The sequence below is a fragment of the Clostridioides sp. LIBA-7602 genome, assembly GCF_056688945.1.
The window spans coordinates 1,824,914-1,840,773 of the sequence record NZ_CP196991.1 but is presented as its reverse complement, the minus strand read 5'-3'; the positions used below and the strand labels follow the sequence as shown (position 1 = coordinate 1,840,773).

Here is a 15,860-nt window from a genome sequence, read left to right as displayed (position 1 = left end):
TTACAGTCTTTTTATAATACATACAAATATAAAATTAAATTCTATTCTTCTCTCCCCACTCACACATTGCATCTAAAATTGGAATCAAAGATTTTCCTCTTTCTGATAGACTATATTCTACCTTGGGAGGTATTTGAGGATATTCAGTACGAATAATCAAGTTGTCTGCCTCCAATTCTTTCAATGATAAACTCAATGTTTTATAGGAAATTGTATTTATATAACGCTTTAATGCGTTATATCTGACAACCTTAAATTCTACAAGACAATAAAGAATTATCATTTTATATTTGCCGTTAATCAATGAAAGTGTATAACTAAATCCTGTTTCATTTAAATCTTTATTTGAGATACAATCCATACCCATATGTTACACTCTCCTTCTAGTTAGTATTGAACAAAAATGTGCGTACTTGTTTTTAAGACAATTTATAATAAAATTATAGTGTAAGAATAATTGAAAGTCAATTTGATAATAGGAGGTGTACTATATAGACAAAAAATTGCTATTTTAGGTGGATGTCTAAGATTACATGTTATTATACTAATCGTGATATTCATAGAAATCCCACTTTACAAAAATCTATCTATCTAAAAAATCTATTAAATAAAGTTTATTGGAGGAAATTTATAATGAAAGTTTTATTGATAAATGGTAGCCCAAACCAATATGGATGTACTTACACAGCATTAACTGAGATTACTAAAGTATTAAATACACACGATATTGAAACAGAAATACTGTATTTAGGTAAAAAAGCAATCCCAGGATGTATTGCTTGCTCATCTTGTTTTGAAACTGGAAAATGTATTTGTGATGATAAGGTTAATGAATTAGTTGAAGAACTTGATAATATTGATGGTATTATTATTGGTTCTCCTGTTTATTTTTCTAGTGCAAGTGGTCAATTAACTTCGTTTCTTGACCGTCTATTTTTCATAGCTGGAAGTCGCATGGCTACAAAATTAGGTGCTTCAATTGTATCCTGTAGACGTGGTGGTGCAACTGCAACATTTGACCAACTTAACAAATATTTTTCAATCAGCAATATGCCTATTGTATCATCACAGTATTGGAATCAGGTACATGGTTTTACACCAGAAGATGTTATTAAGGATGAAGAAGGCTTACAAACCATGCGAACTTTAGGCGAAAATATGGCATGGCTTCTTAAATGTATTTCAGCTGGTAAGAAATCTGGAATTAAAGAACCACAATATGAAGAGAAAGTTATGACTAATTTTATAGAATAGATAATGAAAATATAATGGAATTTATTAATAATGAAAGTACTAATCTATAAATAAAAATATATATTACAAAAAATAATAAAACAGAGTTATTAGATGTATATATCAAATCTCTGTTTTATTATTTTTTATTAAAAAGTTTCAAGTTTCAGTAATATTATACTTATATCCAATGTTATTTTTAAGCAGAAGTGTTTTACTACACACATTTTATATTTTAAAATTATATTAAATATATCCCTAAAATATACAACACATATATATGGACTGGATAATATAAATAAAATAAATATTTCATACTCTTACCTTTTTCTCTATTGTAAAGCAACATGAAAGGTAGAGAAGCAACCATCATCCATTGATAATTTTGTAAAGTAGAATTTTTTAAACTAAAATCTCCATTTGCCATTGTTATAAATATAAAGATACACATTAAAATATAGCAAATACTTAGATTAAGCTTCTTCTCTCTACACAAATAAAAAATAATTCCAAGTGTAATAAGAATTGGTCCACCTTCTACTAAAAATGGTACTGGTACTAAAGTCATAAATAAAGCTAGAACCTCATTAAATGATTTGAAAAGTATAGTTATTGTAAATATTCCTAATATTATAGGGGCTATTATCATTGCTAACCCTACAATAAGATATTTTACTTCTCTTTCTTTTCTAAATTTCTTTATAAATTCTATTGCTTGTAAATAAATTGCTATCAAAAATATTGTTGAAAAAATATTATTTATAATTATTACCCCTTCTGGATGTGGAAATACACTATTAATTATTTGATTTCCTATTGCCATAATAACAGACCAAATATACAACCTAGTTATGTACTTTTTCCTGTTACTAGTGTGATAAAATCCTTCCACTGCCATAAACGTAAATAAAGGTGCTGATATTCTACCTATCCAATGAAACCAAATAGGTATTTGCATTGTTTCTGGCATAAATGCTGCTATATGGTCAAATGTCATAAATATTAATGCCAATATCTTAATAGTAAATCCATTTATTCCTTTTTTTAAAAAATCCATATTATTCTCCCCTAATTTTGATTTATTTCTATAATAATTTCTGTCCCTACTCCAATTTTACTATTTACATAGATATTTCCTTTATGAATCTCTATTATCTCTTTAGAAATAGCCATCCCAAGCCCTGAACCTTTATGCAATTCGCCTGTATTGGTACCTCTATAATATTTCTCAAAAATATGTTTTAAATCATTTTCGCTTATCCCAACTCCACTATCTTTTATTATAATTTCTATATTATCTTTTTTTACAATTTTTATCTCTATCAAAACATCCTCACTATTATGAACTATTGAATTAAATATAAGATTGGTTATGGCTCTTCTTAACAAGATTTGGTCTGCATATACTTCTATTGAATCTTCACAACATTCAAATTCAATATTTCTGTTTTTATATCTGTTATCATTTAAAATATCTACTATTATATTTCTAACCAAACCAACTAAATTTATTTTTTTCTTATTCAAAACTATATTATTATTTTTTAGTCTAGTAGATAAATTTAGGTCATCAACCAAATCTTTTATATATTTAGACTTATTGTATATAATTTCCGTATACTCTCGTAACTCATCTTCTACAAACTCATAATCTTTGTCATTGATTATTTCTGCATATCCTTGTATAGATGATAAAGGCGTTTTTATATCATGTGTTATATTTGCTAACCATTCTTCTCTTAATTCTTCATTTTCTTTTCTCTTTGATTCATTTATTCTCAAAGTATCAGCCAGCATATTGATATTTGCAAAAACTTCTTCATATATACCTCTATCTTTAAGATATAAACTATAATTTCCATTGGCCATAGTCTCAACACTCCATAACACACTTGATATTGGTTTTGTAAGCTTTCTACTAAATAAGTAGCCAACACCCAATGCGACCATTCCATCAATCACAAGTGTTATAATAATGATTTTATTTAAAGTTTCTTTAATACTATCTTTAGAATAAGTTAAAATTGTTCTTGATGTGTCTCTACTAGGCATTCCAATTATTATATTTAAATGTTTTTTGTTTAGAGTTTTTTCTAAAACAAAATTAATGTAATTTGTTTCTCTATACTTGTAATTATTAACCATCTGAAATAGTGTATATTTTTTAGGAGTATCCTTTGGAACATTTATTCCATATACTTCTTCGCCTGAATCATTTAAAACTTGTATCCAAGAATCTGATTTTTCTAGTTTATCAATTCCACTCTTTGCTAGCCTAAGCTCTCCATCTTTTTCATACAAATCTTTTTCAAAAGAACGTGCAAATTTTTCAGGATTATTTTTAGAATCCACAGCTTTAAAAAAACTATTAGTTGAAACAACATACAGTATAGAAATAATATTTATAATAACTACTGATATAACTACAAATACGATTGCGAGCATAAAGTTTCTAGTAATCTTCCATCTCATATTCTAATCTTCCTTTACTGCCAATTTATATCCAAGACCTTTTACTGTCAAAATATATTCTGGTTTTGAGGGATTATCCTCCAATTTCTCTCTAATTTTTCTTATATGGACCATTATAGTGTTATCAAAACCGACATAATCTTCTCCCCACACCTTATCCCATAACCTCTCTTTACTTATAATCTGATTTTGATTGTGTGCAAATAAAGATAATATTTTTAATTCCTTTGCAGATAATCCTATGGACTGCCCATCTTTTATAAGTTCTGCTCTACTTTCATTTAATTTATATGGTCCAAATGATATAATTTTTTCTTTATCATTGTCTAAATTCATACTTCCATTTTGGCTCTCATTAAAATAACTTAATCTTCTTAAGTGAGCTTTGACCCTAAAAGCTACTTCCTTAGGACTAAACGGTTTTGTAACATAATCATCTCCTCCAATTGCAAGCCCAAGTAATTTATCTAATTCTTCCGTTTTAGCTGATAAAAATATTATTGGAGAAGTAGAGATTTTTCTTATTTCTTTACAAATATCGTAACCTTCACCATCAGGTAGCATAATATCTAGTATAATTAAATCAGGGTTAATATTTTTAAATATTTCTAACCCTTCTCTTCTAGTTTTTGCTGTATATATATTATTAAAACCTTCTTTTTTTAATACAGTTTCTAAAAGTTTTAATATTTCTACCTCGTCATCTATTACTAAAATACTATTTTCCATAAATAACCTCCTATGATAATTTACTTATATATTAGCATATATTTTCTCTAAAATTTGTTTATATTATTTTAAACTAAACTAATATACAAATAAAGTCACTATTATTTTTAGTTAAAACCTTTCACTTGATGTAAAATTTTTATATGTTATTTTAGTTAATAGTATCATTAATATAATTGAGATTACTATGGATAAACCAATCAATGTGCTTGGTACATTATATCTAACAATTTGTTGGCTCATCATAATCCAGTTTGGAGTTACTGACATAAATTTTATGGCTTTAGCTGGAATAAAACCTACGCTAAAATATGGTATTGCCATTATTAATCCACCTAGTATAAATGGTATTATAGATGATTTAAATATAGAGGAAAGTGTTAAACCTATTTGTGCAAATATAAAAGAAGCAAAAACAGTAGTTACTATAACAATCAGATACATTTGTATTACTGTAATATTAAAATTACTATTTCCAAAATACCATAAGTTTTTAATTGGCTCATCTAAATGTTTAAAGTCAAAAAAACTAAATCCTCTCATTCCTACTAATAATACAAAAGAAATATTAATCATAGATAAAATTAAACCACTAGCCATTATTTTTGATAATACTACTGATTTCTTACCATTTTTAGTTGTATTTATTAAACTAGTCAGGTTAGAATCATATTCTTTTGTATAATTTCCAGAAGTTATTATAAACATTACCAAACCTATTAAAGGTATAGACCCTTCTATTTTATAAAATATATCTGCATACGTATCTAAAACATCAAATTTTCTAATAAGAACAAACCCAAAAAGTAGTAGAAATATCCAAATCATCCAGATACTCTTTGATTTTAGTATTTTTATCATTTCAGATTTAACTAAATATATCATTTATACTATATCTCCTTTACATTTTCTAAATCAAAATAAAACATATATACATCTTCAAATCTTGCTTGAACTTGTTGTGTATTAGTTTCAGTTGGAATATCATCTGAAACTATTCTAAGTACTATTGAATTAACATCACTTTGAATACTTATAACCTTATACTTAGACTGAATCTTATCAATTTCAGCCTCATTTTTGACTTGAATATTATATACTTTGTTTTCCATGTGCTTTAATATTTCTTTGTGTGTTCCTTTCATTAGAAGTTTGCCATTTTTAATCATTAGGGTTTCTTTTGCAACTGATTCTATATCTGAAATTATATGAGTAGAAAGAATTATTATCTTATCCCTAGATATTTTGGCTATTAGATTTCTAAATCTAGCTCTTTCTTGTGGGTCAAGACCTGCTGTTGGTTCATCAAGTACTATTATTTTTGGGTTATTTAATAAGACTTGCGCTATACCAACTCTTCTCTTCATACCGCCAGAAAATTTTCCTATAGCCTTATTTCTTACATCATAGAGTCCTACTAATTCTAATAACTCATCTATATTCCTATTTAAATCTTTTCCCTTTAAACCTTTTAATGCCCCTATATACTGTAAAAATTGTTTTGCTGTAAAGTTTTTATAAATTCCAAACTCTTGTGGCAAGTATCCTAAAATATTTCTATAATCATCATCCATCTTAAATATATCCTTACCATTATAGAGAATTTGACCATTGTTAGGTTTTATCAATGTTGTTATTTGTTTCATTAAAGTAGATTTTCCTGCTCCATTGGGTCCTAAAAGACCATAAACTCCATTTTCTAGAGTTATTGTAATATTATCATTTACTACTTTTTTACCGTATATCTTTGAAAGATTTTTTATTTCTAACTTATTCATCTTAACTCTCCTTTATTTACTTATATAATCTGACTTTATTACTAAGAAACATAATGACATAGCACCTACGAATATTGCTATCAAAAACCCTATTGATAGATTAACAATATCTATATGCATTTTAAATATCATAATCTCTCCTAAATAATTTCCTATTATTTTATTAAATCCAAATATCAAATCATAATAATTTACAGTAGAAATAACTAAAAGTAATTTTTTAGGTAATACATGAATTACTGACATTATCTTAGTTATAGCTATAATAAATATAAAAAAACTTATTGATGATATTGAAGATTTACTTATAAATGAACCTAATATGGCTATCATGGCCCATCCTTCAAACATTAAAAGCTCGATACCTATATTTGATATTACGTAATTTATTATACTTGGATTGGATTTCAAAGTAGCTATGTTATCTACTATCCTAAAAGCTTCCAAATCTCCGTTAATTGGTATACCTTGTTGAATACAAGTTATAATGAATACTCCAATTAAATAAACAGAATAAATTATTAATGGAATTAATAAAGCAACAACTATTTTTGATTTTAATGATTTTTTCTTCTCTTTTGATGAGAGTATAATATCTCTTACTGAACAAACCACCTCATCTATATAAATATTTGATATAATTATAGCGATAATAATTAATATACCTATGTTTATAAGTGTATTTGTAGCTCTATAATTAAACACTTTCCAAAAATTAATGTCTTTATATTCATTCACTCTTAGATTATAAAGCTTGTTATTTGACATTGATTTAATTCTTTTAGAAAATTCATCTGTATCTGTTTGATTTGAAAGCTGTTTTAAAATATTAATCTTATTTTGAAATTTATAATTGCCTATATCACTACTACTTCTTATATCTTCTATACGCCCTCTTTCTTTATCTATATAGTAATTTTCTGTTTCTAAAACAGGCTTAATAAAGATATTGATTGATAGTATTAGCATTAGTATTCCTATAGATATAAACATGCTTTTAGATTTAATCAGTTTTTTTATTTCCCAATTTATCAATATACTAATCCTCCTAAATTATTTTGATTACACATATATATTAAAACTTAAATCTTATATCAATATAGTCTTAACCTTAAATAAAGCTTAAATTATTTGATTTATCAAAAACTCCTCAGAAATATACTTTTAAATTGGCTATTTTAGAAAGTAGTTTATAATACGTTTATTTTTTATTGTAATCTTTTAGTTTATCTTTTTTATAATAGACTTGCTATACTTTTATTAGTAGAATTAAATTTAAAATAAGTTGGTGATTATATGAGAAGTATAGATACTTATACAAAATTGAAAATAAGCTTTTTAGTATCCATAAGCATGTTTATGATTGCTGCTGCATTTATTATTTTTAGGGGAAACTATACATTTTCGATTATTTTTACTCTTTTTGGTATTTTTATTGATTGGAAATTTTATCGCTGTCCAAACTGTAATCATTGTTTAGATTCAAGAATGGAACTTTTAAAGAGTGGTACTTATTGTCCTTATTGTGGAAAGATTATTAAATAGCAATTATTTTACTTTGTTTATTTAATATTAATTAATAGCATTTATTCTATGTACATTTCTTGTTAGATTATAAAGTTTTTTAATATGTTAAAAAGATATAAAGAATTGTAACGCACAATTCTCTATATCTTTTGGTGTTTATAAATACTTTATATAACTTTTTTATCACATATATCTTAAAATTTTTGCTAATAGTAAAATAATTTTTCTATTTTTTTATTTATAATATTTTATCTAACGCCTTTTTACATTTACTCATTTAAACAAAAACTAGTCAGTTTAACCAAACAATTTTTAATTTAAATAATAACATATATACTCATTTATCATTAGATTTTCTTTTTTAAAAAACAAGTATAAATTTATAATAATTTTCATTTTCAAACAAGCATGTTGAATAATAAAGCAACTTCTAGTATTATATATTTGTAGAATAAAACTAAATTGGTAAAACTAGGAATATTTAGTTTTATAGAGTTATAGGAACTAGTACTAAAAAATTTTATAAGTTTTGTTATTTGATTACTAAAATACAATTTTTATTTTTACTAAATTTTTTAGGGGGATGAATAATATGTTTATTGGAGAAATAGACAAATGTACACATATATTAACTGCTTATATAAGTAGTTCATATGATTATTGTAATTTTTTAGATACACAGTTAGATGATTTTATATCAGAATATGGAGAAACTGTAGTTGAAACATGCTTACATCAAGTTTTATTGTTAGTAAGTCGATATAATTAAAATTAAGTTTTTCTAGGAAAACCTTTTTGGATTTATCTACCTTAATAAAGATATAATTTTTTCGTACTTTATAAGTAACTATAACTTCTATTAAAGTAAAGATGTATTGGGAGTACATCTTTACTTTTTTATTAAATAAGTTAAAAGCATACACTATAAAAATGAATCATCCAATACAAATTGCACATTCCTTATATCTAACTTAATGTATAAGCATTATTCTATACATATACTCTGTAATATCATCAAATATAGTTCTAAATTTTTACTATTTTATACATTCTCTATAAATCCTATAAATCACATTTATAAAGCCCCCTAGTATGTTTAAACCATCTATAAAATAACATCAATATTTAGAATATTCAATATCAACTGCGTAACTGGTCAATAAAAACGTATAACTAGACAAAATTCTTATCTTTTCTTTATGTTTATTTATTGTTTTTACGAATTCATCTATTTATAATTAATCTAAGACAATTTATTTGTTTTATTTTATTAAACTAGTATGGTGTTAAAAATAATTTACTACCTAATTTTTCATATAATAATACTGTTCTTTATTTCTTATCTTCCTTTTAAACTATTGAAATAGTCTTCTAACTCATTCACTTTCTTTTAAAAAATATTAAAAAGGAGGTAATAACTAACTCTAGTTGTTACCTTCTAATTTATCTATTAAATAAAAACTTCTAATTTGATTTTTTAAAATTCTCTCATATAATTATTTCATGCAAACAATTCCTAAACAATATAAGTATATTTTGTTATATTCTTATCTAAATTTCTATATTGAATATGAACCCTGAAGTACAAATATTTGTTTACCTAAGTCTGGCTCTAAAGTAAAACTTCCATATTTTTTAAATGCTAGTTTCTTTCCTGTTGTTATAGTCTTCATGCCCATTTAATCCCCTCTTATAATAAAAACACTATCCTAAATGTTAGTACTTTACTTAAAAGTAAGTACTTGTTTAAATATAAAATAGAACATATACTTATATAAACAAATCTATAAGGAGATGACTTTTATGAAAAAGTGTAAAATAGAAGTGATAAAAACTACATTCCATCAAGATTTAGCAGATAAATATGGTTGTAAAGGTATTGGAAAATGTCCTATGCATAAAGTAGGAGAAGTATTTTTTGGAGATTTTGCTAAACCCGAGAAATTATGTGATGAAGCATGGAAGGCGATGTATCAGTATGTATTTGCTTTATCTCATGGTAGTGAATTATTTTACTATGGAGATTGGATAGATAAGGAAGGTATTGCTATATGTTCTTGTAATGATGGTATTCGTCCTGTTATTTTCAAAATTGAGAGAACAGATGAAGAATCTGAAATGTAATATAAACTTGTTATATAAAACTTATAATTTATAACTATTACATCAATATTATAGTATTAGTCTATTATTTTGTATGATTATTATTGTAAGATAAAATACACTTATACTAATAATTGATTATAACATCTAATAAAAAATAGATGTTCTACTCCTAATAATATCTATTTTTTATTAGATAAAACAGGCATAAAAAAAGTAAATAATCATGAAGGTCTATATAAACTCACATTAATTTATTAACTTAATTATTTTATAAGCCTTTTATCTAGCTAAATTTATATACTTTCATATTGCCACAGTATAAATCTGATTTAGAAGTTAATGTCTTTCAAAAACTAATTTACATCTACAGGATGCCTTTTTTTAATTAGTTATATAAAAATCTTTTTAGTAATTTTTTTTACTTAATCTTTACAGTAGTTTTTATCATTCTTATCTTTCTCATAAGTTCTAATTATTTCACCAAAATTTGAACATAAATATAAATAGATAAGTATATTGTATAGTAATACCTTTATTCATAACTTTATGTAACCATCCTCAGACTAAGTCAATAGTTGCAATATATACCTCTCTGTAACTTAAATTCATTTTCCAATATTTTTACTATTACACTTATAATATTATATATTTATAAAATAAAAAGCATCTCCTTTATAATTTCAAAAAATTATATTGAGATACTTTTTATAATTTAAATCTATATATTTAATTTAAGAATCAATCGTTCTAATATTATTATAATTCTTCATATAAATCAGTACTTAAATATTTTAGACCACTATCATTAAGAGTTAAAACTATACTTTTCCCTTTTTCTGTACTTTTTAATAGCTTAATTGCTGCACATACATTTGCACCAGAAGAAAAACCTGCAAATACGCCTTCTAATTTAGCTAATTTTCTTGCTACATCAGTTGCTTCATCATCTGTAACTTGAATATATCCATCAATAAGTTTTTTGTCTACTAGAGGTAAATCCATAGAGTAACCTCCACCTTGTATTTTATGCCCTTGGTCAGTTATTTCTTTCCCTGAATAAATTGCTGCCGTTGCAGGTTCAACTACATAGCATTTAATAGAAGGGTTGTGTTTTTTAAGTGTTTTTGAACAACCAGCAAAAGTACTACCACTTCCAAGAAAATCTACAAATACATCGATATTCCCATCTAATTGCTCCCACATTTCTTCTGCTGTATAACATTCATGTGCATGGTTACAAGCTTCTAGATTGAATTGGTCTGCTCTAAATGCATTTCTTTCTTTTGCTATTTTTTGAGCCTCAATTTCTACAAGTGCTAAATCTTCACCAGATACTTGTCCATGAACTGAATTTGGCATTTGGTCTACAAGAACTACTTCTGCCCCTAAAGCTTTCATCATTCTTGCTCTTTCCATAGAATTTCCTTTTGACATACATGCTATAAATTTATAACCTTTACATGCACAAGCTATTGCTAATCCTGTTCCTGTATTACCACTTGTTAATTCCACAACTGCTTGACCTGGAGCTAATAACCCTGCATTTTCTGCTTCTGTAATCATCTGTAACGCTACACGGTCTTTTTTACTGAATCCTGGATTTAAATATTCCATCTTTGCATAAATTTTGCCTTCAACTCCAAATTCCTTTGTTATTTTAGACAAACATAACATATGAGTATTGCCTATAGCCTCTGTAACATTGTTAAGTACACGCATTACAATTCCCCCTTAATTTCTCAACTATCATCCGTTGAAAAGCAATCCTTTATGCAGTATAATTTATATTACGGATGTGTAGTATATTTAACGTTAGTTATATTATACCTTTGTAAATTATAAATAGCGTTAAATAAATTATACATTCGTAAATTATATTTGTCAATAATTTACATTTTAAGGAGTTAATATGAGTATTAATACTATTATTGCTAAAAATTTAAATAGATTACGTAATGAACGTAACCTAAGTCTAGGTCAACTTGCAGAATTATCTGGTGTAAGTAAAGTCATGCTATCACAAATTGAAAAAGGTGACTCTAATCCAACAGTAAATACAATTTGGAAAATTGCAAGTGGACTAAACGTTCCATACACTGCAATACTTGACCAACCTCAAAATGAAACTTTCATTGTTTCAAAAGCTGATATAGATGTACAAGTTTCAGAAAATAAAGATTATCGTCTTTATTGTTATTATCCCAATACACCAGTTAGAAACTTCGAGTTATTTCAAATGGAATTAGAAGAAGGTCATAGTTACACATCTGTTGGTCATTCTGAAAAATCACAAGAATACATTATGATTTTAGAGGGGCAATTAAAATTAGAAGTAAATGACTGTATTTATAAACTTAAAGAGAATGACTCTATTTGTTTTTCAGCTGAATCAGTACATACATACCATAATAAAGGGGAAAAAACACTGAAAACAGTAATAATAAATTATTACCCAGTTTAGAGAAGTTGTTTAAGAATCGGATAATGATTCCTTATACAAAAAGATAATTCCTGTTAAATAGGACTTATCTTTTTTCTTTAACATTACAAATTTATTATATATCTTTACACTTTTATTAATTATGTTATAATAATCTTATATAAAAGTTTTATATTTTTGACAAATGGAGTATGAAGTACTCCTTTTTTCTTTTATGTTACTATGATAAACATCTAGTTAACATTAATATGTTATCATGTAAAATAAATACAAAATGTCTCTTATATGTACATTTTATTGTTGTAATAATGATTTTATGTATATATTTCTCACAATTGGAGTGCTTTTGCACTCTTTTTTAATACTTATTATTATTGCTTATATACTGTTTGCTTATCTTTTTAAAATATACCTTTACTAGCAAAATATATAGATTCTTCAAGATTCAATTTTTATATTATTATTATAGTTATCAAAAATACTAAATATAGCTAATGCACTTTTATTTTTTAATTCTTTTATATATTCTAGATGGATTTTTAGCATATTTTTAATAAAATTATAATTTTTTTCTTTTAATATAAATTTAATTGTAATAACTATAAAACATATATCTCTATAAATGTTTATTTTCAACGTTTTACACTTATATTTTTTTCCTAAGTTAATTGTCAGTAAAATATTTTATCCACATATTTTATATGAATTCCCTACATCTTATACATATAATTATCTCTCGTATTTTAGTATGATAATTTTGGTTCATTTTATTGTTACAACTTTTACTATAGTTTTATGTATTTCTTTTTAAATAATAAAAAAACTACTTATTTTATTAATAACATAGATAAGTAATGTTTATAAAATATTTTATTATACACCACTCAATATTTTATTTTTATGCAAAATTTATTTTTTACATTGTCAACAGTTATAAAATGTTATATATTTTTAACAAGAAGTTAAAAATATATAACATTTTATAATATAGGAGGAATTATTAATGAAAAATTTTAAAGAACTAAATAAGCTTGGATTTTTAGGATTCTTAGGTTTTCTAGGTCTAATCGGTATATTATATACTGGTGAAATACATACTATTAGCTTCTGTGCATTTTTTGTTTTTTTTAGATACTTTAATATAATGCCAGATGAATTATTTAAAGAAAATTTAAGAAAAGCAGCAACTCCAGCATTCTTCTTAACACTTACATCATTATCAGCATCTATGATTATATCTATTGTTTCACACAAAAGTTCTAATATAGAAAATGGACTAGGAATTAGTTTTTCTGTAGCAATGATTAGTTTTATAGGAATTTTTGCATACTTACAGCATATAGAAGGAAAAGGATTAGAATAATGATAATTCGTTCAAAAACTAAGGAATACAGAGCAAGGTATAATATGAATCAAGAAGAACTTGCATCATCAGTAGGAGTAAGAAGAGAAACTATTGGTAACTTAGAAAATGGAAAATATAATCCTTCATTAAAACTAGCATTTGATATTGCTAATGTATTTAATGTAAGTATAGAAGAAATTTTTGAATATATAAAGGATTAACAACTTAAAGCAAGAGAATTGTAATAATAAAAATATAGTTCTCTTGTTTTATTTTACAAAAAAACATATTTCTAGTTTTATTATTTTATTTGTAATATTTTAGATACTTTTTATACTTATGTTACTGATATACTTAGATTAAGAAAAATAAATATCATATGAGTTGGTGATTACTTATGAAAAATCTAAATGCTTTATTATGGTATATATTAGGTATATTTCTCTCATGTTTTATACTATCATTGCTATTTGGAAAATTGCTATACCTAGTTTCTTATATACCTACACTCTAAAAGGTAGCAACTGAACAATAGTTGTTACCCTTTAATCTATCTATTAGATAAAAATTTCTAATATGGCTTTTAAACATTGTCTCATATAATTATTTCATACAAGCAATCCCTAGACAGTCTAAATATCTCTTGCTATACTCTGAACTAAATTTATATACTGAGTATGAGCCCTGAAGGGCAAATATTTGTTTACCAGATTCTGGTTCCAGAGTAAAGTTTCCATATTTCTTAAATGCTCTTTCTTCTCCTGCTGTTATAGTTTTTCCTTTTTTAGTTAAAAAAGTTATTTTACCTATTGTTCTAGCTGGTATAGATAAACCAGTAAACCATCCTATAGAACCACTTATTTTAATTATGTAATCATCTGTATCTAAATCCATAGATACTATGCTACCTCCAAAAGGTTCTCCATGTAGTTGAGTTTTGTATTTTCCATCATACACAAACTGTATAGCATCAACTATAAAAGCTCCTCTAAGTATAATCTTTGTTAATTTATTTCTATTTTTAGCAAATTGGTTGTCATCAAAAGTCTTGAATTCACAATATTCACTACACATTTCATCTAATTTCAATCTATTTTCTTCTAAGAAATTATTTACATAATCTATATGTTTCTTGGCTACTAGATTAAAATAATAATAGTTTGTTTTTTGCTTATTAGAAGATTTTTCAAATTCATTTTTCCATTTGTTTTTATCAAATTTATCTAAAGAACTATATCCTAAAGCTTTTATTGCTTTTTTCCATGCATCTGACTGGTCATCTTTTCTAGTTGTTATTACTTTTTTAACTTCTGTTTTCTGATTTTCTGTTAAACTCTCATATTGATTTAGGCTAAAATCAGTACCATTCTTAATACACTTTAGTGCATATACCATTTGACAAAATGCTTTAAAGAAATTATCTTGATTATTTTTTTGTATCTTCACTTTATCATCAGTACAACTCCAATTTGGAACATATCTGTAATTAAGATATCCATAGTCTGGTATATGACCCATTCTTCCATGTCCAAGATATGCAATTCCTTCATATCCACCAACTCCAGGAGTACCAGAAACATTAATAGCATGCCAGCTACCATTACGATATTCTTCTGCTTTAGTCCATTTAGTTTCTTCTATGTATTTACTTTCTTCTGCTATAAATTCTTTAACATCATTAATATACCATTCAGGTCTTCCAATAAAATACATGTGTGCCCATGTATCTGCAAGTACATGCATTCTCATTCCAATAAATTGTAATTTATATTCTTCAGTACTATGAAAATAGATAAGGTCATTTATAATAGCAGACACAGTCTCACTATTTGGTAAACACATTAATCTAAATCTTCTTTCATCTCCATCTTTAAACTTCCAGTTTGTTGTAAATCCTGTGCTTTCTTTAACTCCATTATAGTTATATTGGTTGTTTAAATTTCCAGGTAAAAAATGAAATGGTATCCATACTTTTCTTATTTCATTCAAACTATCAAGATTCCATTTATAACCCCATGAAGTAAAGTCTGCATAATATTTTTCAAATTCTAAAGTTGTCTGTACTGTAGGGAGTGTAAAATTTACATCTTCAAGAATCATACTCTTAGTTGATTCATCCACATATTGAGCAGAATAAGCTATTGTATTTGCTTCAGAATCATTATAGCCAGCTATTTTAGCTGCAAGATATGTACCATAATAGTGAAAATCTAAATTCATAAAATCACCT

General features: G+C 25.4%; 16 protein-coding genes. 7 read left to right on the top strand and 9 right to left on the bottom strand.

What is annotated here, in order from left to right:
• Positions 1–34: 34 nt before the first annotated feature.
• The gene (locus tag ACTG45_RS08755; protein ID WP_021384459.1) at positions 35–367 is read right to left on the bottom strand and encodes a winged helix-turn-helix transcriptional regulator; all 333 of its coding nucleotides are present in this window, start codon (positions 365–367) and stop codon (positions 35–37) included.
• A 266-nt stretch (positions 368–633) separates the two neighbouring features.
• On the opposite strand from ACTG45_RS08755, the gene ACTG45_RS08750 reads away from it, so the two are divergent.
• Positions 634–1,254 (top strand): flavodoxin family protein, encoded by a 621-nt coding sequence (locus tag ACTG45_RS08750; protein ID WP_021384478.1) that lies wholly within the window; start codon positions 634–636, stop codon positions 1,252–1,254.
• A 220-nt stretch (positions 1,255–1,474) separates the two neighbouring features.
• On the opposite strand, the gene ACTG45_RS08745 is transcribed toward ACTG45_RS08750, so the two are convergent.
• The 6 genes from ACTG45_RS08745 to ACTG45_RS08720 form a co-directional block, all read right to left on the bottom strand.
• A complete protein-coding gene (locus ACTG45_RS08745; protein ID WP_021384456.1) occupies positions 1,475–2,290 on the bottom strand; it encodes a TraX family protein in 816 nt (271 codons plus the stop codon).
• A gap of 11 nt (positions 2,291–2,301) precedes the next feature.
• Positions 2,302–3,705 (bottom strand): sensor histidine kinase, encoded by a 1,404-nt coding sequence (locus ACTG45_RS08740; protein WP_021384464.1) that lies wholly within the window; start codon positions 3,703–3,705, stop codon positions 2,302–2,304.
• A 3-nt stretch (positions 3,706–3,708) separates the two neighbouring features.
• A complete protein-coding gene (locus tag ACTG45_RS08735) occupies positions 3,709–4,434 on the bottom strand; it encodes a response regulator transcription factor (RefSeq protein ID WP_021384466.1) in 726 nt (241 codons plus the stop codon).
• A 111-nt stretch (positions 4,435–4,545) separates the two neighbouring features.
• Positions 4,546–5,319, bottom strand: coding sequence for an ABC transporter permease (locus ACTG45_RS08730; protein ID WP_479920183.1), 774 nt, complete (start codon positions 5,317–5,319; stop codon positions 4,546–4,548).
• A gap of 5 nt (positions 5,320–5,324) precedes the next feature.
• Positions 5,325–6,212, bottom strand: a complete 888-nt coding sequence (locus ACTG45_RS08725) for an ABC transporter ATP-binding protein (RefSeq protein ID WP_021384439.1) — start codon at positions 6,210–6,212, stop codon at positions 5,325–5,327.
• A 12-nt stretch (positions 6,213–6,224) separates the two neighbouring features.
• Complete coding sequence (locus ACTG45_RS08720) at positions 6,225–7,247, bottom strand: ABC-2 transporter family protein (RefSeq protein ID WP_021384468.1); 1,023 nt, start codon at positions 7,245–7,247, stop codon at positions 6,225–6,227.
• A 261-nt stretch (positions 7,248–7,508) separates the two neighbouring features.
• Here ACTG45_RS08720 and ACTG45_RS08715 point away from each other — a divergent pair, with 261 nt between their 5' ends.
• From ACTG45_RS08715 to ACTG45_RS08705, 3 genes are all read left to right on the top strand, one after another.
• The gene (locus tag ACTG45_RS08715; protein WP_021384454.1) at positions 7,509–7,757 is read left to right on the top strand and encodes a hypothetical protein; all 249 of its coding nucleotides are present in this window, start codon (positions 7,509–7,511) and stop codon (positions 7,755–7,757) included.
• A 574-nt stretch (positions 7,758–8,331) separates the two neighbouring features.
• A complete protein-coding gene (locus tag ACTG45_RS08710; RefSeq protein ID WP_009889562.1) occupies positions 8,332–8,508 on the top strand; it encodes a hypothetical protein in 177 nt (58 codons plus the stop codon).
• 1,034 nt (positions 8,509–9,542) lie between these two features.
• Positions 9,543–9,863 (top strand): TIGR04076 family protein, encoded by a 321-nt coding sequence (locus ACTG45_RS08705; protein ID WP_479920182.1) that lies wholly within the window; start codon positions 9,543–9,545, stop codon positions 9,861–9,863.
• Between the two features lie 738 nt (positions 9,864–10,601).
• Here ACTG45_RS08705 and ACTG45_RS08700 read toward each other — a convergent pair.
• The gene (locus ACTG45_RS08700; protein WP_479920181.1) at positions 10,602–11,564 is read right to left on the bottom strand and encodes a PLP-dependent cysteine synthase family protein; all 963 of its coding nucleotides are present in this window, start codon (positions 11,562–11,564) and stop codon (positions 10,602–10,604) included.
• 190 nt (positions 11,565–11,754) lie between these two features.
• Between ACTG45_RS08700 and ACTG45_RS08695 the strand changes: the two genes are divergently transcribed.
• From ACTG45_RS08695 to ACTG45_RS08685, 3 genes are all read left to right on the top strand, one after another.
• Positions 11,755–12,306, top strand: a complete 552-nt coding sequence (locus ACTG45_RS08695) for a helix-turn-helix domain-containing protein (protein WP_021384451.1) — start codon at positions 11,755–11,757, stop codon at positions 12,304–12,306.
• A 982-nt stretch (positions 12,307–13,288) separates the two neighbouring features.
• Positions 13,289–13,648: a DUF3796 domain-containing protein gene (locus ACTG45_RS08690; RefSeq protein WP_021384471.1), complete on the top strand. Its 360-nt coding sequence runs from the start codon at positions 13,289–13,291 to the stop codon at positions 13,646–13,648.
• Positions 13,648–13,851, top strand: coding sequence for a helix-turn-helix transcriptional regulator (locus ACTG45_RS08685; RefSeq protein ID WP_479920180.1), 204 nt, complete (start codon positions 13,648–13,650; stop codon positions 13,849–13,851). Before ACTG45_RS08690 ends, ACTG45_RS08685 begins: the two co-directional genes overlap by 1 nt.
• Before the next feature lie 382 nt (positions 13,852–14,233).
• Here the strand turns inward: ACTG45_RS08685 and ACTG45_RS08680 are convergent, their stop codons facing one another.
• A complete protein-coding gene (locus ACTG45_RS08680) occupies positions 14,234–15,850 on the bottom strand; it encodes a DUF6765 family protein (RefSeq protein ID WP_479920179.1) in 1,617 nt (538 codons plus the stop codon).
• Positions 15,851–15,860: the final 10 nt, after the last annotated feature.

Bases quoted from the DNA above. Each gene is read 5' to 3' on its own strand.
- ACTG45_RS08715 (WP_021384454.1), top strand. From the start codon at position 7,509: ATGAGAAGTATAGATACTTATACAAAATTGAAAATAAGCTTTTTAGTA.
- ACTG45_RS08695 (WP_021384451.1), top strand. From the start codon at position 11,755: ATGAGTATTAATACTATTATTGCTAAAAATTTAAATAGATTACGTAAT.
- ACTG45_RS08705 (WP_479920182.1), top strand. From the start codon at position 9,543: ATGAAAAAGTGTAAAATAGAAGTGATAAAAACTACATTCCATCAAGAT.
- ACTG45_RS08680 (WP_479920179.1), bottom strand. From the start codon at position 15,850: ATGAATTTAGATTTTCACTATTATGGTACATATCTTGCAGCTAAAATA.
- ACTG45_RS08740 (WP_021384464.1), bottom strand. From the start codon at position 3,705: ATGAGATGGAAGATTACTAGAAACTTTATGCTCGCAATCGTATTTGTA.
- ACTG45_RS08725 (WP_021384439.1), bottom strand. From the start codon at position 6,212: ATGAATAAGTTAGAAATAAAAAATCTTTCAAAGATATACGGTAAAAAA.
- ACTG45_RS08690 (WP_021384471.1), top strand. From the start codon at position 13,289: ATGAAAAATTTTAAAGAACTAAATAAGCTTGGATTTTTAGGATTCTTA.
- ACTG45_RS08700 (WP_479920181.1), bottom strand. From the start codon at position 11,564: ATGCGTGTACTTAACAATGTTACAGAGGCTATAGGCAATACTCATATG.
- ACTG45_RS08710 (WP_009889562.1), top strand. From the start codon at position 8,332: ATGTTTATTGGAGAAATAGACAAATGTACACATATATTAACTGCTTAT.
- ACTG45_RS08685 (WP_479920180.1), top strand. From the start codon at position 13,648: ATGATAATTCGTTCAAAAACTAAGGAATACAGAGCAAGGTATAATATG.
- ACTG45_RS08750 (WP_021384478.1), top strand. From the start codon at position 634: ATGAAAGTTTTATTGATAAATGGTAGCCCAAACCAATATGGATGTACT.
- ACTG45_RS08745 (WP_021384456.1), bottom strand. From the start codon at position 2,290: ATGGATTTTTTAAAAAAAGGAATAAATGGATTTACTATTAAGATATTG.
- ACTG45_RS08730 (WP_479920183.1), bottom strand. From the start codon at position 5,319: ATGATATATTTAGTTAAATCTGAAATGATAAAAATACTAAAATCAAAG.
- ACTG45_RS08755 (WP_021384459.1), bottom strand. From the start codon at position 367: ATGGGTATGGATTGTATCTCAAATAAAGATTTAAATGAAACAGGATTT.
- ACTG45_RS08735 (WP_021384466.1), bottom strand. From the start codon at position 4,434: ATGGAAAATAGTATTTTAGTAATAGATGACGAGGTAGAAATATTAAAA.